The 17,934-nt window shown below is 71.5% G+C and carries 13 protein-coding genes and 1 pseudogene; 2 read left to right on the top strand and 12 right to left on the bottom strand.

Features of this window, described 5'->3' with window-relative positions; translation table 11 throughout:
- Nucleotides 1-3 precede the first annotated feature (3 nt).
- Nucleotides 4-579: a hypothetical protein gene (locus ABZ865_RS27035; protein WP_361235417.1), complete on the top strand. Its 576-nt coding sequence runs from the start codon at nucleotides 4-6 to the stop codon at nucleotides 577-579.
- 485 nt (nucleotides 580-1,064) lie between these two features.
- On the opposite strand, the gene ABZ865_RS27030 is transcribed toward ABZ865_RS27035, so the two are convergent.
- Nucleotides 1,065-1,253 (bottom strand): DUF397 domain-containing protein, encoded by a 189-nt coding sequence (locus ABZ865_RS27030; protein ID WP_361235414.1) that lies wholly within the window; start codon nucleotides 1,251-1,253, stop codon nucleotides 1,065-1,067.
- A gap of 3 nt (nucleotides 1,254-1,256) precedes the next feature.
- Nucleotides 1,257-2,144 (bottom strand): helix-turn-helix transcriptional regulator, encoded by an 888-nt coding sequence (locus ABZ865_RS27025; RefSeq protein ID WP_361235411.1) that lies wholly within the window; start codon nucleotides 2,142-2,144, stop codon nucleotides 1,257-1,259.
- 193 nt (nucleotides 2,145-2,337) lie between these two features.
- On the opposite strand from ABZ865_RS27025, the gene ABZ865_RS27020 reads away from it, so the two are divergent.
- On the top strand, nucleotides 2,338-2,868 hold the full coding sequence (locus tag ABZ865_RS27020) for an ATP-binding protein (RefSeq protein WP_361235408.1): 531 nt from the start codon (nucleotides 2,338-2,340) through the stop codon (nucleotides 2,866-2,868).
- Nucleotides 2,869-2,935: 67 nt separating this feature from the next.
- On the opposite strand, the gene ABZ865_RS27015 is transcribed toward ABZ865_RS27020, so the two are convergent.
- From ABZ865_RS27015 to ABZ865_RS26970, 10 genes and pseudogenes are all read right to left on the bottom strand, one after another.
- Nucleotides 2,936-3,457 carry a DUF1990 domain-containing protein gene (locus tag ABZ865_RS27015; RefSeq protein ID WP_361235406.1) on the bottom strand — a complete coding sequence of 174 codons (522 nt, stop codon included), beginning with the start codon at nucleotides 3,455-3,457 and terminating at the stop codon, nucleotides 2,936-2,938.
- 71 nt (nucleotides 3,458-3,528) lie between these two features.
- Nucleotides 3,529-5,193 (bottom strand): M4 family metallopeptidase, encoded by a 1,665-nt coding sequence (locus ABZ865_RS27010; protein WP_361235403.1) that lies wholly within the window; start codon nucleotides 5,191-5,193, stop codon nucleotides 3,529-3,531.
- A gap of 245 nt (nucleotides 5,194-5,438) precedes the next feature.
- On the bottom strand, nucleotides 5,439-7,478 hold the full coding sequence (locus ABZ865_RS27005) for a M4 family metallopeptidase (protein ID WP_361235400.1): 2,040 nt from the start codon (nucleotides 7,476-7,478) through the stop codon (nucleotides 5,439-5,441).
- A gap of 325 nt (nucleotides 7,479-7,803) precedes the next feature.
- Nucleotides 7,804-9,582 (bottom strand): ABC transporter ATP-binding protein, encoded by a 1,779-nt coding sequence (locus ABZ865_RS27000; RefSeq protein ID WP_361235397.1) that lies wholly within the window; start codon nucleotides 9,580-9,582, stop codon nucleotides 7,804-7,806.
- Nucleotides 9,579-11,357 carry an ABC transporter ATP-binding protein gene (locus tag ABZ865_RS26995; protein ID WP_361235394.1) on the bottom strand — a complete coding sequence of 593 codons (1,779 nt, stop codon included), beginning with the start codon at nucleotides 11,355-11,357 and terminating at the stop codon, nucleotides 9,579-9,581. Before ABZ865_RS26995 ends, ABZ865_RS27000 begins: the two co-directional genes overlap by 4 nt.
- 43 nt (nucleotides 11,358-11,400) lie before the next feature.
- The gene (locus tag ABZ865_RS26990; protein WP_361235391.1) at nucleotides 11,401-13,263 is read right to left on the bottom strand and encodes an ABC transporter ATP-binding protein; all 1,863 of its coding nucleotides are present in this window, start codon (nucleotides 13,261-13,263) and stop codon (nucleotides 11,401-11,403) included.
- Nucleotides 13,260-15,089 (bottom strand): ABC transporter ATP-binding protein, encoded by a 1,830-nt coding sequence (locus ABZ865_RS26985; RefSeq protein ID WP_361235388.1) that lies wholly within the window; start codon nucleotides 15,087-15,089, stop codon nucleotides 13,260-13,262. Before ABZ865_RS26985 ends, ABZ865_RS26990 begins: the two co-directional genes overlap by 4 nt.
- A 108-nt stretch (nucleotides 15,090-15,197) precedes the next feature.
- Complete coding sequence (locus tag ABZ865_RS26980) at nucleotides 15,198-16,442, bottom strand: glycosyltransferase family 39 protein (protein WP_361235385.1); 1,245 nt, start codon at nucleotides 16,440-16,442, stop codon at nucleotides 15,198-15,200.
- An 89-nt stretch (nucleotides 16,443-16,531) separates the two neighbouring features.
- Nucleotides 16,532-17,236 (bottom strand): annotated as a pseudogene (locus ABZ865_RS26975) (dolichyl-phosphate beta-glucosyltransferase); the annotation flags it as partial.
- A 149-nt stretch (nucleotides 17,237-17,385) separates the two neighbouring features.
- Entirely contained in the window at nucleotides 17,386-17,925 is a 540-nt protein-coding gene (locus ABZ865_RS26970; protein WP_361235382.1) for a hypothetical protein, read from the bottom strand.
- Nucleotides 17,926-17,934: the final 9 nt, after the last annotated feature.

The raw sequence follows: 17,934 nt of genomic DNA, 5'->3' as shown, positions 1-17,934 counted from the left end.
GAGGTGAACGGCATCCCATACGTGACAGAGGCTGATGTGGACGCCTATGGATTCCTCTACGGCGGCGAGGAGTCGCTCTCCGTCGACCTGACTTCGCATCGCTGGTCGGACCCCTACCCACCCGTTCGGAAGGCGCTCGAGTTCTCCTGGGAGGCGGGGGAACTCGGGCGCAAGCCGAACATCTTCAAGCACAACCTGCTGCGCGATGTCGTCTGCGACGAGCTTGCCCTGAACGCTCTTCGCAGCATTGCAGGGCGCGACGTGCACGTATACGCTCGCGCCTCACTCGACGGTGAGGAGCTCTCTGTCGTTCAGGCGACGACGGTTCTCGACATCGTTGACGAGACGCGTTCGATCCCGTCGCCTTATAGCTGGGCGCGTGTTTCCTTCCCGCATATTTCGCGCGAGAAAGGTGAACGGGTGCGCCGTCGCGTCTTCCGGGTGGCCAATCCGGAGCTCTCGCTGCTGGTGCTGATCGGCGATCAGGTCAAGGCTGAGATCGAAGCACAACAGGTGCGCGGGTGGTCCTTCGAACGCGCATGGGTCGACCTCGATCAACCTGAGGAGCGGGGTGCGTAACCTTTTGTTGCATCGTGAGATGCTGATCACTTTGCGCTGATCGGGAAGTTAGGGAACGTGAGTCGACGCCGCCCGCTGTGTATCGAAGATCGCGAGCAGATTCTGCGCGGGATAGCCCGCGTTGAGCCGTTCCGGCTGATCGGTTAGCGGCTGGGACGCAACCCGTCGGTGTTCTCGCGCGAACTGGCCCGCCGCGGCCAACTCGCGCCACCGCTCCACGACGATCCCGCAGCCGCTCGCAAGGAACTCGAAGACAGACTCGCCGACGCGAAGAAGCGCCGCCAGCTGGGCTCATGACCGCAGGCTGCTGGAGCGGACAGGTCGCCCGTGGATTGTCGACTCCTGGTGTGGTTCACCTCCTGCGCAACAGCTTTCGTTACGCGGCTGACCATGCGCTGGAAGGCGTCCCTCAACGCGTTCCAGATCGCCTTCGAGGGCCGACTCAGTCCGGCCAACAGCTGAACCTCAAAAACCAAGATCAACCGCTAAAATGACACACCACCTGCCAGCGCTTCTTGGAAGGCGGACCAAGCTGCGGGGGTGATATAGAGGCGTCGGCCATAGGGGTTCTTGGAGTCGCGTATGGCGACAGTGGTGGGGATGTTGGTGGCGACCTCGACGCACTCGGCCTTCTCGTTGCTGTAGCTGGACTTGCGGTACTCGAAATCGGACACGGCTCACAGCTCCTTGCGTAGATCGTGGAGGAACGAGACTGACTCCTGTTCGTCCAGGGCGAGTTCGGCGATCTTCTCGAACAGTTCATCGTAGGCTGCCGCGCCGTCCCCGCCCTCCACCCAACGCTCGGCGAGTGGGCCCTCGACGTACACCACGTCCATGGCTCCCGGCGAAGCGAACGAGATGATGTTGAACGAGCCGTTCAGGGCCGCGTGCGTGCCTGCGCTGAACGGGTAGATCCGGATGCTCACACTCGGCAGGTCGGCGAGACTCATGAGTTCATCGATCTGCGCCCGGGCTGTGGGCGCGCCGCCGGGGAAGTTGTGGAAGGCCGCTTCGTAGATCACCGCCCGCAGGGACAACGCCGGCTCCTCGATCAGGCGCCGTCGGCGGGCGAGGCGAGCGGCGACGAACTCCTCGTCCGGCTCCGGTCCCTTCGTCATCTGTGCTGCGGGGTTGTCCCGCAATCGACCTGCGTATTCGGGCGTTTGCAGGAGCCCCGGGATGAACGCAGGCTGCCATGCCCTGATCGTGGTCGCCGCGTGCTCGAGTGCGATGTACTCCTGCATGACGCCGGGGAAGGAGTACTCCTGCCACCAGCCCTTCGCCTTGCGTCGCTCGCGATCAACCTTCGCCAGCTCCAGGAGGCTCCCGATCGTGCCAGGGTCGTGGACCCCGTACAGCTCACACAGCGCCCTGATGTCCGGATCCCGCACCGGCACCCATCCGCCCTCCATCTTGGCGACCTTCGCTGTGGAAGCGGAGAGCGCCTTGGCCGCCTGCGGCTGGGTGAAACCGGCCTCGATGCGGAGCTTGAGGAGTTCGGCCCCGAGCCGGCGTCCGAGGACACTGGTTGTGCTGTTCCCCTGCCGTACCTGATCCACTGTCACCTTGGCTGCTCCTTTGGCGCTGTGCGCGACCAGTGTGCTGTGGCCGGAGTGGAGCACGCAAACACGATCGGTGGATATCTACCGGGAAGATGTCGAAGGAAGTGTGGATCCACCCCTACCGTCAGTGACGAACCGCTCGCTGAGTGGCGTCAACAAGCAAGACGCTGCCCACGTATGCCCGGAGGCCTGCGACATGACCACTCCCCAAGGCCCTCAACCCCCCGAAGCGCCCCTCCACTGCGACCGCCTCGACTACACCCCCCTCCCCCAAAGCGTCACCTTCGCCCGTCGCCGAGCCCATCGCCTCCTCGGTGAATGGGGGCACCCCGAACTCGCCGCCGACACCGCGCTTCTTGTCTCGGAGCTGAGTGGAAACGCCGTACTCCACGGCTGTGTCCACGACCGTCTCTTCCGCGTGGAACTCGCCCTTACGCCGCACGTCGTCCGCATCGTCGTCACCGATCCGAAAGGCGAGTTACTGCCGAGCCCGCGGACGGCGGGGGAGGGCGACATGTTCGGGCGGGGACTGCTCATCGTGCGGGAGGTCGCAGACCGGTGGGGCGTGCGGGAGCTGACCGTCGGGAAGTCCGTCTGGTGCGAGCTGGATCTCGTACGACAGGACGACCGCCCCGGTTCCGGCGGTCGACCGGAGCGGCCGCACAAGGCACACAGGGCACACAGCGCACACAACGCGCGTCAGAGCAGCAGGCTCAGTTCACGTTGACCGCGCTCCACGGCGCCGCGACTGCGTCGCACTCCGTGCTGCCTGCTCCGTAGCCAACCCTGGACCGTCAGAGCTCCTCCACGCCGGCGCAAAGCCTCCGCAGCACCACCCCGCACCGTCGCGCATACGCATGCTGCAATCCCCTGGTGGCCGGGCCGCCCGCGCGGGCGTACCACTTGGCGCCCTTGCTGAAGGCGGCCACGGTCAGCCAGACCGTGCCGTCGCCGGTGCGGTCGACGATGAAGGCCTCCTCGCCGCACTCGGGGTGGCCCTCCAGGGTGCCGTAGGCCCAGCCGGCCCGGCGGGGTTCCTCGGCCGTCCAGATGATCCGGCAGGGGGCCTTGATCAGGCCGGCCAGGGTGACGGTGACGTCCACGCCGGGGGCCGCGCGGTCGGCGGAGGCGTCGATGCCGACACCCATCGCGCGGTGCATCTCCCAGGTGAGGACCGCCTCGGCGGCCCGCTGGAAGACCTTCGGGCCCTCGCCGATTCTGGTGCGGACGAGCATCGGGTGGAAGCCGGGCGGGCAGAACGTCAGGTCGTCGCGGGTCGCTCCGACCGGCTCGTAGGTGAAGGGCGCCGAGGACATGGGTCACAAGAGTAGGGCGGCACCCGGAATGCCTTCCTCCCGGGTGCCGCCCCAACGCAACTACCGTGCGACTAGCTGACGTTGACTGCGGACCAGGCCGCCGCCACCGCGTTGTACTCGGTGCTGCCGGAGCCGTACAGGGCCGACGCCGCGCTCAGGGTCGCCGTGCGGGCGCCCTTGTAGTTCGTGGTGGAGGTCATGTACGTGGTCAGCGCCTTGTACCAGATCTGCAGCGCCTTGGCGCGGCCGATGCCGGTGACCGTGGAACCGTTGGAGGTGGGCGAGTTGTAGGTCACGCCGTTGATCGTCTTCGAACCGCTGCCCTCGGAGAGCAGGTAGAAGAAGTGGTTCGCGACGCCGGACGAGTAGTGGACGTCCAGGTTGCCGACCGAGGAGGACCAGTAGTCCGCCGAGCCGCCGTCCTTGCTGGGCTTGTCCATGTAGCGCAGCGGGGTGCCGTCGCCGTTGATGTCGATCTTCTCGCCGATGAGGTAGTCACCGGGGTCCGAGGCGTTGTTGGCGTAGAACTCCACGCCGGTGCCGAAGATGTCCGAGGTGGCCTCGTTCAGGCCGCCGGACTCACCGCTGTAGTCGAGGCCCGCGGTGTTGGCGGTGACGCCGTGGCTCATCTCGTGGCCGGCGACGTCCAGCGAGGTCAGCGGGTGGGTGTTGCTGGTGCCGTCGCCGTAGGTCATGCAGAAGCAGCTGTCGTCCCAGAACGCGTTCACGTAGGCGTTGCCGTAGTGCACGCGGGAGTAGGCGGCGGTGCCGTCGTTCTTGATGCCGCTGCGGCCGAAGGTGTTCTTGTAGAAGTCCCAGGTCACCTGCGCGCCGTAGGCGGCGTCGACGGCCGCGGTCTGGTCGGTGGTGGAGCTGGAGGCGGTGCCGGTGCCCCAGGTGTTGTCCGCGTCGGTGAACAGGGTGCCCGCGGTCGACGTGGTCTTGTGCGCCTTGTTGTACGTCTTGTGGCCGCCGCGCGTGGTGTCGTACAGCTGGTACGTCGAGCCCGACAGGGTGGTGTTGAGGCTGACGGTGCCGGAGTACAGGCTCTTGCCGGTGCCGGTCGCGTTCTCGACGGCCTGGTGCTCGAAGAGCTTCTTGCCGGTGGCGGCGTCGGTGATGACGTGCAGCTGGTTCGGGGTGCCGTCGTCCTGGAGGCCGCCGACGATCGTCTCGTAGGCGAGGACGGGCTTGCCCGAGCCGGCCCAGATCACCTTGCGCGCGCCGTCGGCGGAGGTCTTGGCGGAGCCCAGGGTCTTCGCGGCGCTCACGGCCTGCTTCTCCGCCTTGGCGGCGGTGATCCCCGGCTTGAGCGAGGCCACCTTGATGGCCGACTTGGTCGCCTTGGTGACGCCCTCGGTCCTGCCCGACTTCGCGGTGTGGACGACGAGGTCGCCGCCGAGGACCGGCAGGCCCGCGTAGGTGCGCTCGTAGCGGGTGTGGACGGTGCCGTCGACGTCCTTGACGACGTCCTTGACGACCAGCTTCTCCTTGGCGCCGAGGCCTATCTGCTGGGCCGTCTCGGCCGCGCCGGCCTGCGCCTGCTGGATCAGGCTCGTGCGGGCGGTGGCGGACAGCATGGTCGGGGCGGCCGCGAGGGGCCCCGCGGCGGCGGAACCGGCCGGGGCCTGGGCGTTGGCGCTGGTGGCCAGTCCGGTGGAGAGGAGGGCTCCGGCGGCGACGGCGGTGGCGACGGCCAGAGTGGTGCGCTTGTGACGCGCGTAGAGGGGGCTCACAGAAGCTCCTTCATGTGGGGGAGCCGGTCAGCGTGGGGTTACTGGCCGGTTGTTTCGTTGTGAAGTTGCGGTGCTGCTGCGGCGGGTGGGGAGAGCCTGACATCAAGGGCGCGTACATGTCAGGACCCTTAAGTGATGTTGGCCGAAAATCGACTGTCCAGTGAATGTTGCCGCCATGTAAACGGGCGCCGCCCGGGGGAGTCGAACCTCCCGGACGGCGCCCTGGTCCCTGGCCGGACGGCCGTCTACGGGAAGGTGATCTTCCAGCTGTTGATCGTCCCCGTGTCGTAGGCGGCCTGGTCCTGGACCCTCAACTTCCAGGTCCCGTTGGCCGTTTCGGCGGAGGCGTTCACCGTGTAGGTGTCGGTGACGTTGTCCGCCGAGTCGGAGGAGCTGAAGTTCTTCAGCCGGTACGCCGTGCCGGACGGGCCGATGAGATCGATCACCAGGTCGCCGCGCCACGTGTGGCTGATATTCGGCGTCACCTGAAGGTTGCTCGGCGCGTTCCCGGTCCGCCCGGAGACCGTGATCGACGAGGTGACCGCGGGCCCGTTGTCCGGGATCGACACCGGCGTGGTGCTCTCGTACGACGTGCCGCCGCCACCGCCGCCGCCCGAGCGGGAGCCGACCGCGACCGCCGCCCACGCGTCCTGCACCGCCTTGTACTCGGCGCTCGTGGTGCCGTACAGCTCGCCGGCCGCCGCGAGCGTGCCGGTGCGGGCGCCCGCGTAGTTGGTGGTGGACGTGAACTTGGTGGTCAGCGCCCGGTACCAGATCTGCAGCGCCTTGGCGCGGCCGATGCCGGTGACCGGAAGGCCGTCCGAGGTGGGCGAGTTGTAGGTGACACCGTTGATGACCTTGGTGCCGCTGCCCTCGCTCAGCAGGTAGAAGAAGTGGTTCGCGGGGCCCGAGGAGTAGTGCACGTCGATCGAGCCGATGCCCGAGTACCAGCTGTCCTTGGACGCGCCGTCCTTGCTCGGCTTGTCCATGTAGCGCAGCGGGGTCCCGTCGCCGTTGATGTCGATCTTCTCGCCGATGAGGTAGTCACCGACGTCCGTGGAGTTGTTGGCGTAGAACTCCACGCCGGTGCCCATGATGTCGCTGGTCGCCTCGTTCAGGCCGCCGGACTCACCGCTGTAGTTGAGGCCCGCGGTGTTGGAGGTGACGCCGTGGCTCATCTCGTGGCCGGCGACGTCGAGGGAGGTCAGCGGGTCGGCGTTGCCGGAGCCGTCGCCGTAGGTCATGCAGAAGCAGCTGTCGTCCCAGAACGCGTTCACGTAGGCGTTGCCGTAGTGGACGCGCGAGTAGGCGCCGACGCCGTCGTTGCGGATGCCGCTGCGGCCGAAGGTGCTCTTGTAGAAGTCCCACGTCGTGGCGGCGCCGTAGTGGGCGTCCGCGCCCGCGGTGGCGGCGTTGGACGTGGTGCCGTTGCCCCAGGTGTCGTTGGTCTGGGAGAACAGCGTGCCGGTGCCCGAGGAGCCGTGGTTCAGGTTGTACGTCTTGTGGCCGCCGCGCGCCCCGTCGTTCAGCGTGAAGGTGGACCCCGACTGGGTCGTGGTCAGCGTCACCTGGCCGCTGTACTGGGTGTTGCCGATGCCGGTCCGGACGCCCTGGAACTCGAAGAGCTTCTTGCCGGTGGCCGCGTCGGAGATGACGTGCAGCTGGTTCGGGGTGCCGTCGTCCTGGAGGCCGCCGACGACCGTCTCGTACGCGAGGACCGGCTTGCCGCTGCCCGCCCAGATCACCTTGCGCACGCTGTCCGCGGCGGACTTGTCGGCGCCCAGGGACCTGGCCCGCGCCACGGCCTGCTTCTCGGCCGCGCTCTTCGCCACGGCGGGGGTGAGGTCGGCGACCTTCAGCGTGGCGTTGGTGGCCTTGGTGACGCTCTTCGTCGCGCCGGACTTGGCGGTGTCGACGACCAGGTCGCCGCCGAGGACCGGCAGGCCCGCGTAGGTGCGCTCGTAGCGGGTGTGGAGGGTGCCGTCGGCGTCCTTGACGACGTCCTTGACGGCCAGCTTCTCCTGGGCGCCGAGGCCGAGGGACCGCGCGGTCGCGGCCTTCTCCGCGTCGGCGTGCCGTATCAGCTCGGCGCGCTGCGAGGCCGTGAGCTTGACGGCCACATGGGCCGGGTTCACCTTGCCGGCCACCGGCTTCGCCGGGGCGGCGCTCGCGGCGCCGGACTGGACGGCGGCGGCGATCAGTGCGGCGACGCCGGCGAGGGCGACCGTGGCGGTGCGGCGGTGCGTGGTGTGGGAGGTGCGTCTGCGAGAGCTGCTACTCAACACTGACTCCTTCTGCGTGACCGCTTGGTGTGCGGCCAGGGGAGACCGGACGGTGGGTTGGGACGTCCGGGCAGAGCAGGGCGGTGCGCTGAACCTCGTACGCGTGTGGGACGCGTGCGGTGCCGGCTCACACGAACGAGGGAGAACGTGGGGGTTGCTGTGAGTCGGCCGTGGGAAGAGTGGCAGGTGATCAACGGATCTGTCAGGAGCGCGTCAGAAAGTTGGCCGGAAATGGTTCGTTGACCGGATGTTCATGTTCGATATGCGGACTGTTGGGGGAATGGCAGGGCTGATCAACTGGCTTGAACTGCTTGCTGCTTGAGCCCGCTCAGGCCGTCGTGTCGTCCCCGTGCCAGGTGCGCCAGAGGGAGGCGTAGGCGCCGCCCGCCGCGACCAGCTCCTCGTGTGTACCCAGCTCGGTCACGAGGCCGTCCTCCATGACCGCGACCCGGTCCGCGTCGTGGGCGGTGTGCAGGCGGTGGGCGATGGCGATGACCGTGCGGCCCTCCAGCACCGCGGCCAGGGCGCGCTCGGTGTGCCGGGCCGTGGCGGGGTCGAGCAGGGCGGTCGCCTCGTCGAGGATGAGGGTGTGCGGGTCCGCCAGGACCACCCGGGCCAGGGCGAGTTGCTGGGCCTGGGAGCCGTCGGTGGCACGGCCGTTCTCCCCGAGGGCGGTGTCGAGGCCGTCGGGCAGGTCGCGGACCCAGTCGTCGGCGCCGACGGCCGCCAGCGCCTTCCACAACGCGTCGTCCGTGGCACCGGGTTCGGCGATCAGCAGGTTGTCGCGGACCGTGCCCAGGAAGACATGGTGCTCCTGGGTGACCAGCACCACCTGGCGGCGCAGCCGCTCCGGCTCCAGCGCCGCGACCGGCACCCCGCCCACCGTCACCGTGCCCGCCCCGGGGGTGTCGATCCCCGCGAGCAGCCGGCTCAGCGTCGTCTTGCCCGCCCCGGACGGGCCCACCACAGCCAGCCGTTCGCCCGGCCGCACCGTCAGGTCCACCCCGCGCAGCACCTCGCCGCCGCGCTCGTAGGCGTACCGCACCCCGCGCACGTCGATCCGGTCATGTGAGTCGTCGTTCGCCTCCGGGGCGCTCCAGTCCCCGGACGCGTCGCTCCGCGGCGCCCGCGCGAGCCCCTCCACCCGGGCGAACGAGGCGCCGCTGCTCTGCAGTTGCTCCACCCGCATCAGGATCATGTCCAGCGGCTCGGTGAGCTGCCGCAGATACAGCGCCCCGGCCACCACCGCGCCCACGCCCATCGCCCCGCGCCCGTGCAGCCAGCCGCCGACCAGGAGCACCCCGACCACGGGGATGTTGTACGACACCTCGACCGCCGGGAAGAACACACTGCGCAGCCGGAGCGTGTAGAGCCGCGTGCGGCGGGCCCGCTCCAGCGCGTCGCGGCTCGCCGTGGTCCGCCGCCGCTGCAGCCGGAACGCCTCCACCGTGCGCGCCCCGCCCGCCGTCGCCGCCACGATCTCGGCGACCTCCGAGGTCGCCGCGCCCTCGGCCAGATAGCCGTCCCGGGCCCGGCGCAGATACCAGCGCACGGCCAGCCCGATCGGGGTCAGCCCGAGCACCCCGAACAGGCCGAGCAGCGGGTCGAGCGCGAACACCGCGCCCATCACGAACAGCGCCTGCACCGAGTGGACCAGCAGCTCCGGGCCGATGTCCCGCAGCGTGGTGCCGACCGTCGACACGTCGGCCGTGCCGCGCGCGGTCAGATCGCCGGCGCCGGCCCGCTCCACCACGGACGCGGGCAGCCCCAGCACCCGGTCCACGTACTCCTCGCGCACCCGGGCCAGCGTCCGCTCCCCGAACCGGTGACCCACGTACCGCGCCCAGCGCGCCAGCAGCAGCTGGGCCAGCGCGCACAGCAGGATCCACACCGCCAGCCGGTCCACCGCCGCGACCCCGCGCCCGGCCCGCACCTCGTCGACGATCCGCCCGACCAGCCACGGACCCACCAGACCGGCCCCGGCCGCCAGCGCGTTCAGCGCCAGCGCGGCGGCGAACGCCCGCCCGTCGCGGCGCACCAGCCGCGCGGTCGCCCGCCGCACCGACGCCCGGTCCGCGACCGGCAGCAGTCCCGAGTCCGTCGTCACCGCACGGCCCCCTCGGTGTCCGTGACCCGGCCCGGGGCCCCGCCGGCCGCGGCGCCCTGGGCACCCTCGGTGTTTCCGTCGTTCTCCACGTCCCGGGCCACCAGCGCCCGGTAGCCCGGCTCCCGCTCCAGCAGCCGCCGGTGCGGGCCGCTCGCCGTCACCTTGCCGTCGACCAGGAACAGCACCGTGTCCGCGCGGTCCAGCACCAGCGGCGAGGTCGTCGCCACCACCGTCGTACGCCCCTCCCGCGCCGCGCGCAGCCGCTCGGCGACCGCCGACTCCGTGTGCGCGTCCAGCGCCGAGGTCGGCTCCACGGCCAGCAGCACCTCCGGGTCGGCCAGCAGTGCCCGCACCAGCCGCACCCGCTGCCGCTGCCCGCCCGACAGACTGCGGCCCTGCCCGGCCACCACCGTGTCCAGACCGTCCGGAAGCCCCCGCACGACGTCCTCGGCGACGGCCGCGTGCACCGCCCGGCGCACCGCGGCCTCGTCCGCCGGGTGCGCGGCGGCCACGACCTCCCGCAGCGGCCCGGCGAACAGGTCCGCCTCGTTGTCGGCGACCAGGATCCGGGCCCGCACGTCGTCCAGCGGTACGTCGTCCAGCCGCACCCCGCCCCAGGTGGCCTCGGTGGGCCCGTACCGGCCCAGGCGGTCGACGACGGCGGTGGCCTCGGCGGGCCGGGCGGTGACCAGCGCGGTCAGCCGGCCCGGCGCCACCCGCACCCCGGACGCCGGATCGTGCAGCTCGGCCGGACCGTCCGGCGCGGGGAGCGTGCCCTCGTCCGGCTCCGGCTCCAGGCTGAGCAGCCGCACCACCCGGCGGGCGGCCACCACGGCCCGGTTCAGGTCGTAGTTCATCTCCACGAAGAACGCCACCGGCCCGATCAGCACCGCCGCATAGCCGTACACCGACACCAGCTCGCCGACGGTGATGGACCCCTCGGCCGCCAGCCGGGCCGCGATCCAGGTCACCGCCGCCAGGAACAGGGTCGGCAGGCCCACCCCGAGCGCCTGCACCCAGCTGGTCACCGCGCCCACCCGGTAGCCCTGCTCCCGCAGCCGCTGCGAGTCCCTGCCGAAGGCGTCCGAGAACAGCCCCTTGCCGCCCAGCCCGTTGAGGACGCGCAGCCCGCCCGCGAGGTCGCCGATGCGCGCGGCCAGCACGCCCTGCCGCTCCCGGTACTCGGTCTCCACCCCCTGCAACCGGCGCGTCAGCGGCCCGGTGAGCAGCGCGATCACCGGCACCCCGAGCAGCACCACCGCGCCGACCGCCCCGGAGATCGACAGCAACTGCACGGCCACCACCGCGTACACGACGACCGAGCCCACCCCGGGCCCCATCACGGTCAGCGCCTGCGCCAGGGTCTGCACATCGCCGACCCCGATGGTGACGACCTCCCCGGCACCGGCCCGGCGCGACAGCGCGGCCCCCAGCCGGGAGGCGTGCCCGACGACCAGCTTGACCGTGCGGAAGTTGGCGTCCATCCGCACCCGGGTCATGGTGCGGTGCCGCAGGATGCTCAGCCAGGCGGCCACCACGCCGGTCCCGAACATCACGCCGGTCCACCCGGCGAGGACCCCGAGCCTGCCCGGCACCAGACCGTCGTCCACGGCCCGCGCCATCAGATACGGCTGCGCGGCCATCAGCACCAGCCACGCGCTGCCCAGCAGCCCACCGGCGAACGTCCGTCCCGGCTGGCGGAGGACCAACCACCACAAGTAGCGCCAGCCACCCCGGGTGTCGGGCGTGCCCGGATCCTCGTACGCGTCGATCATCCTGCCCCCGTTCCTCGGCCGCTGCTTCGCGAAGACGTCGGTGCTACGCGAGACTCTCGCGCCACGCCCTGTGCAGATCCGCGAACTTGCCCGAACCCGCGACGAGCGCGTCCGGACGGCCGTCCTCGACGATCCGCCCGTGCTCCATGACCAGCACCCGGTCCGCGATCTCCACGGTGGACAGCCGGTGCGCGATCACCACGGCCGTGCGGCCCCGCAGCACCGTCGACATCGCCCGCTGCACGGCCCGTTCGCCCGGCACGTCCAGGGAACTGGTCGCCTCGTCCAGGATCAGCACCGCCGGGTCGGCGAGCAACGCCCGTGCGAAGGCCACCAGTTGCCGCTGCCCGGCCGAGATACGACCACCGCGCTTACGGACATCCGTGTCGTAACCGTCGGGCAGCCCGCTGATGAACTCGTGCGCGCCGATCGCCTTCGCGGCCCGCTCGATCTCCTCCCGGCTCGCCCCGGGCCGGCCGATCGCGATGTTGTCCGCGACCGTACCCGAGAACAGGAACGCCTCCTGCGTCACCATGACCACCCCGCGCCGCAGTTCCGGCACCGCCAGCTCGCGCAGATCGACCCCGTCCAGCAGGACGCGCCCCTCCGAGGGGTCGTAGAACCGGGCGAGGAGCTTGGCCAGCGTCGACTTGCCCGCGCCGGTGGAGCCGACCACCGCGACCGTCTGCCCGGCCGGGATCGTCAGATCGAAGCGGGGCAGCACCTCGCCGCCGGTGCGGTAGGCGAAGCGGACCCCGTCGAAGACCACCTCACGTCCCGGGAACTCGCCCTCCCGCACGGCAAGTTCGCGAGGTGTGGACGGCTCCGGCACGGACGGCGTCTGGGCCAGCAGCCCGGCGATCTTCTCCAGAGAGGCGGCCGCCGACTGGTAGGAGTTGAGGAACATGCCGAGCCGGTCGATCGGGTCGTACAGCCGCCGCAGATACAGCACCGCCGCCGCCAGCACACCCAGCGCCAGCGAGCCGGACGCCACCCGGTAGGCACCCCACAGCACGATCGCCGCGACCGCCGTGTTCGCCACCAGGCGGGAGCCGACCACATAACGGGCCATCTCCAGCAGGGAGTCCCCGTTGGTCCGCTCGTGCCGCCGGTTCAGCACGGCGAACTCGCTGTCGTTCACGGCCTCCCGACGGAAGGCGCGCACCGGACGGATGCCGTTCATCGTCTCCACGAACTTCACGATCACCGCGGCGATCGCCGTCGACCGCGCCCGGAACACCCGCCCCGCGCGCCGCTGATAGAGCCGTACGAGCAGGTACAGCGGCACGAACGAGGCGACCGCGACCGCGCCGAGGCCGAGATCGAGCCACAGCAGCATCGCCGAGATGTAGACGAAGGACAGCACGACGGTCACCAGCTCCTGCAGCCCCTCGTTGAGGAGTTCGCGCAGCGACTCGACGTCCGTCGTGGAGCGGGAGATCAGCCGCCCCGAGGTGTACCGCTCGTGGAAGTCGACGCTCAGCGCCTGGGCGTGCCGGAAGATCCGCCCGCGCAGGTCCAGCAGCACGTCCTGGCTGACCCGCGCGGAGGTCTCGATGAACGCGAACTGCAGGGCGCCGGAGACCAGCGCGCACAGCAGATAACCGACGGCCACCGCGATCAGCGGGCCGTGGTCGTGGTCCTCCCGCAGCGCCGGTACGGCACGGTCGATGGCGTAGGCCACCAGCAGCGGCCCCGCCTGCACGGCCGCCTGCTGGAGCAGCAGAAGCAGGGTCGTCAGCACGACGCGGGCCCGCATCGGGGCGAGCAGCGAGCGCAGCAGGGCGGCCGTGGCACCGGGCGGGGTGGGCAGCACGTCCCGGTCGAACGGGTCGCCGGTGTCCTGGGCGGGGTCGGGCAGCGGGTCGTCGTCCGTGGTGGGGGCGGCGGTGGTCGTGGTGGTCATCGGTGGTCCCCCTGTTCGCCGGACATCAGGTGCGCGTACTCCGGGTTGGTGCGCAGCAGTTCCTGGTGGGTGCCGACGGCGGTGATACGGCCGCCCGAGAGCAGGGCGACCCGGTCGGCGAGCAGCACGGTGGACGGGCGGTGGGCCACGATCAGCGCGGTGGTGTCCGCGAGGACCCGCCGCAGCGCGGCCTCCACGGCGGCCTCCGTGTGCACGTCCAGCGCCGACAGCGGGTCGTCCAGCACCAGGAACTCCGGCCGGCCGACGACCGCGCGGGCCAGCGCGAGCCGCTGACGCTGGCCGCCGGACAGGCTCAGGCCCTGTTCGCCGACGCGGGTGTCGGCGCCCTGCGGCAGCGCGTACACGAAGTCGGCCTGCGCGACGGCCAGGGCGCGGTCCAGCTCCGTGTCTCCGGCGCCGTCCCCGGCTCCCATCAGCACGTTCTCGCCGACGCTGGTGGAGAAGAGCGTCGGCTCCTCGAAGGCCACGGCGACCCTGGCGCGCAGCTCCTCGCGGGACATCGCGGTGATGTCGGTGCCGTCGAGCGTGATACGGCCGGACGTCACCTCGTGCAGCCGGGGGACGAGCGCGGTGAGGGTCGTCTTCCCGCTGCCGGTGGCTCCGACCAGCGCCATGGACTCGCCGGGGCGGACGTGGAGGTCGATGCCGGTGAGCAGGGGCGGGGAGTCAGGCGGGGCGTCGGGGTAGCGGAAGGTGACGTTCTCGAACCGCAGACCGGTGTCGGTGCCGGCCGGGGGCGGGTTTTCGCCGCCCGCGCCGCCCGCGCCGCCCGCGCCGGCCGCGCCGGCCGCGCCGCCCGCGCCGGTCGCGCTCTCCGGCACCTCGTCCATCACCTCGAAGTACCGCTCCGTGGCCGTCGCCGCCTCCTGACTCATCGCCAGGAGGAAGCCGATCGAGTCCACCGGCCAGCGCAGCGCCAGCGCCGTGCTCAGGAAGGCGACCAGCGTGCCCGCCGACAGGTCCCCGTCCGCGACCCGCACCGCGCCGAGGACCAGCGCCGCCCCGATGGCCACCTCGGGCAGCGTCACGATGACGCACCAGATGGTCGCCAGCAGCCGCGCCTTGCGCAGCTCCGTGCCGCGCAGGGTGCCTGACAGCTCCCGGAACGCCCGCGCCTGGCTGCGGTGCCGGCCGAAGCCCTTGATGATGCGGATGCCGAGCACGCTCTCCTCGACCAGCGTGGTCAGGTCGCCGACCTGGTCCTGCGCCCGCCGGGCCACCTCGGCGTACCGGCGCTCGAAGACCGCGCAGGTCCACATCACGGGCACGGCGGGCCCGAGGACGACGAGCCCCAGCACCCAGTCCTGCATCAGCATGATCACCACGCCGACGAGGATCGTCACCCCGTTGACCAGCAGGAAGGTCAAGGGGAAGGCGAGGAACATGCGGACCAGCATCAGGTCGGTCGTGCCCCGGGAGAGCAACTGGCCGGAGGCCCAGCGGTCGTGGAAGGCGACCGGCAGCCGCTGCAGATGCCGGTAGAGAGCCGCCCGCATGTCCGCCTCGACGCGCGACAGCGGCCGGGCCACCAGCCAGCGCCGTATCCCGAACAGCCCGGCCTCGGCGAGGCCGAGCAGCAGCAGGTAGAGCGCGCCGAGCCACACCCCGGCCGGATCCCGGTCGGCGACCGGGCCGTCGACCATCCACTTCAGGACGAGCGGGATCACCAGCCCGGTACAGGAGGCCACGATCGCGACGAACGCGGCGGTGAACAGCCGGGTCCGCACGGGGTGGACGTACGGCCACAGCCGTAGCAGGGCGCGTACGGCGGAACGGTCCTTGGTGGTTGCACGTGTCGTGGGCATCATCGCGAGCGTACGGACCGGCACTGACATCGCCCACCGAGTTTTGGCCGGACCCCGGTCCGCCCTTGGACCTACGACCTGGGCGGACTCCCTTCTCCCGGACCCGGCCTACGGAACCCCGAGTTCGAACAGCGCGTACCCCGCGTACGAGCCGGAGGCCACCGCCGCGATGCCGAGCAGCGTGCACTGGAGGCGCAGACTGAGCCGGCGCATGCCGAGGGCCAGCGGGAGGAACAGCGGGAAGCACGGCAGCAGATACCGGGAGACGTTGGCGAAGATCTGCTGGCTGCCGAGGACCAGGGCCAGCGTGAGCACGGTGTGGACGACCAGCACCGCCGGGGGACGCAACCGCAGCAGCAGCGGGAGCAGCGCGCACGCCAGCAGGACGACCGCGACGCCGATGACGTCCGCGAAGGGGGAGGGGAACAGATAGGTGTAGTGGCCCACCGGCAAGGACGTCAGCACGTCCAGGGTCTGCTCGCCGTAGTCGAAGCGGTGCGCCCACGCGCCCGACTGGAGGGTGAAGTAGCCGCCGTAGTCGCCCATGCGGTGGCCGACCCAGCCCAGGTAGCCGAGCAACCCGAGCGGGGCCACGGCCAGGGCGAGCAGCGGGCGCAGGACGCCGTCGCGGCGGTCGCGCAGCGCGAACAGGGCGGCGACGCCGAGCGCGGCGATCAACGCGGCGGCCGTGGGCCGGTTGAGGCCGGCCAGGAAGGTGAGCACGCCCGCGGTGAGCCAGCGGCGGGTCATGACCGCGTGGCAGGCCCAGGCGGCCAGGGCGACGTAGAGGGAGTCGGAGTACACCGCCCACTCCACGCCGGAGCCGGGCCACACCGCCCACAGCCCGGCCGCGGCGAGCCCGGCCCGCCGCCCGCCGAGCCGCTCGGCGACCGCGTAGATGCCGAGGGCGGCGACGAACGAGGCGGCGACGGAGACCAGCATGCCCGCGCCGTACGGGCCCAGACCGGTGACCGTGGACGCCAGCCGCATCAGCGCCGGGTAGAGCGGGAAGAACGCCGCCGAGTTGCCCTCCAGCGTGATCAGCCCGGTCGCGCCCGGCACCGGCACGAGCTTCGGGTCGTAGCCGTGCACGGCGATCTGCTCGTACCACCAGCCGTCCCACGTGCCGAGCACGTCCCAGACGTGCGCCCCGCCGCCGAAGCGGGGGTGCTTGGTGCGGAAGTCCCCGGCGGAGTCCAGCAGATACAGGAACGAGCAGAAGCCGACGAGCTTCAGCGCGCCGAAGAGCGCCAGGACCGGGCCGTGCCGGCGGGCGGCGGCGCGCAGCCGCCGCCGAAGGACGGACGCGCGGTCGGGGGCCGGTACGGGGACGCGGTGCAGGGTCGTGCTCATGCGGCGCCCGATCCGTCGCCCGCTCCGCCGCCACGACGGACCGGCCGGGAGCGCGGCCGGGCGCCGACCCCAGGGGCCGGCCGGCGGCGCAGCCGGGCGATGCCGCGCAGGTCGGCCAGCGCGGTGGCGAGGATGTCGACCCGGCTGTCGGGGTCGTCCACCCAGTCCACCGGCACCTCGTGGATCCGGAGCCCCGCCCGCTCGGCCAGCACCAGCAGCTCGGTGTCGAAGAACCACCCCCCGTCCCGCACCAGCGGCAGCAGCCGCTCGGCGACATCGCGGCGCACCGCCTTGAACCCGCACTGCGCGTCGGAGAAGCCGACGGCGAGCGCCCGGCGCAGCAGGAGGTTGTAGCAGCGGGAGATGACCTCCCGCTTGGCACCGCGCACCACCCGGGAGCCGGGCGCGAGCCGGGTGCCGATCGCCAGGTCGGAGTGGCCCGAGATCAGCGGCGCGACCAGCGGCAGCAGCGCCGCGAGCCCGGTGGACAGGTCCACGTCGGTGTACGCCAGCACGGGCGCCCGCGAGCCCGTCCAGGCCGCCCGAAGCGCCCGCCCGCGCCCCTTCTCGGGCAGCCGTATCCACCCCACCTCGGCCAGTTCCCCGGCGAGACGGGCCGCGAGGAACGGGGTGCGGTCGGTGCTGGCGTTGTCGGCGACGGTGATCCGGAACGGGTAGGGGAACGTGTCCCGCAGGTGCGCGTGCAGCCGCCGGACGCTCGGCTCCAGCGCCCGCTCCTCGTTGAACACCGGGACCACCAGGTCCAGTACGGGCTCCTCGTGGCGCGCGGGCAGCGGTGCGCGCCGGGGCAGGGGTGTCCTGGCGGCCGGAGTCGCCCGGCCCGGGCGGAGTTTTATCACGTAAGTCCCTTGTGTTCTCTGGTTCGAGGCGCGCTGACGGATCGCGCGGCGGTGGGGTGACGGTGACGCTGGAAGGCGGCGCGCTATCCGGTCGCGTCGGCGGTCGTGCCGGCGGTCCCGTCGGGGGTCCCCTCGGCGGTCGACGTCGGCGTGTACGACGGGGTGGTGGTCCCCGTGGCCGTGCCGGTGGGTGGTGGTTCGGTGCCCGGGTCGCGGCTCCCCGATGTCGAGGGCGGCACGGAGGTCACCGTCGTCCCGCCCGGGTTCGGTCCCTCCGTGGTCGGTGTCGAGCTGGGCGGCGTACTCGGGGTCGAACTCGGTGAGATGTCCGGCGTCGGTGATGTGCTCGGGGTGGGTACCGGACTGACGGCGGGCCGCAGCGGGGGTGCGCTCGGCCGGTCCGTGCCGGACGCACCCGGCCACAGGAACAGCCCGAGACCGAGCCCGGCGACCGCCAGCACGGACCCGGCGGCTCTGCGCGCCATCCGCACCCGGCGCCGGACCAGCACGCCCGCGCGCAGCCGCTCCCGGTGCCGGGCCTCGAAGGGGCTGTGCTCCTTCGTGTCGTGCATCAGCCGCGTCAGCTGCCGCTCGAACTGATCCATGCGATCCATCTGGTCCATGGGTCCTTC

The organism is Streptomyces sp. NPDC047085, assembly GCF_040643735.1.
Lineage (GTDB): Bacteria > Actinomycetota > Actinomycetes > Streptomycetales > Streptomycetaceae > Streptomyces.
Note: the sequence above shows the minus strand (reverse complement) of the source record. Positions and strands in the feature narration are given on the sequence as shown.

What these genes read in the sequence shown, in the direction of transcription:
- ABZ865_RS27020 (WP_361235408.1), top strand. Translation starts at nt 2,338, where the DNA reads ATGACCACTCCCCAAGGCCCTCAACCCCCCGAAGCGCCCCTCCACTGC.
- ABZ865_RS27015 (WP_361235406.1), bottom strand. Translation starts at nt 3,457, where the DNA reads ATGTCCTCGGCGCCCTTCACCTACGAGCCGGTCGGAGCGACCCGCGAC.
- ABZ865_RS26995 (WP_361235394.1), bottom strand. Translation starts at nt 11,357, where the DNA reads ATGATCGACGCGTACGAGGATCCGGGCACGCCCGACACCCGGGGTGGC.
- ABZ865_RS26990 (WP_361235391.1), bottom strand. Translation starts at nt 13,263, where the DNA reads ATGACCACCACGACCACCGCCGCCCCCACCACGGACGACGACCCGCTG.
- ABZ865_RS26985 (WP_361235388.1), bottom strand. Translation starts at nt 15,089, where the DNA reads ATGCCCACGACACGTGCAACCACCAAGGACCGTTCCGCCGTACGCGCC.
- ABZ865_RS26980 (WP_361235385.1), bottom strand. Translation starts at nt 16,442, where the DNA reads ATGAGCACGACCCTGCACCGCGTCCCCGTACCGGCCCCCGACCGCGCG.
- ABZ865_RS26970 (WP_361235382.1), bottom strand. Translation starts at nt 17,925, where the DNA reads ATGGACCAGATGGATCGCATGGATCAGTTCGAGCGGCAGCTGACGCGG.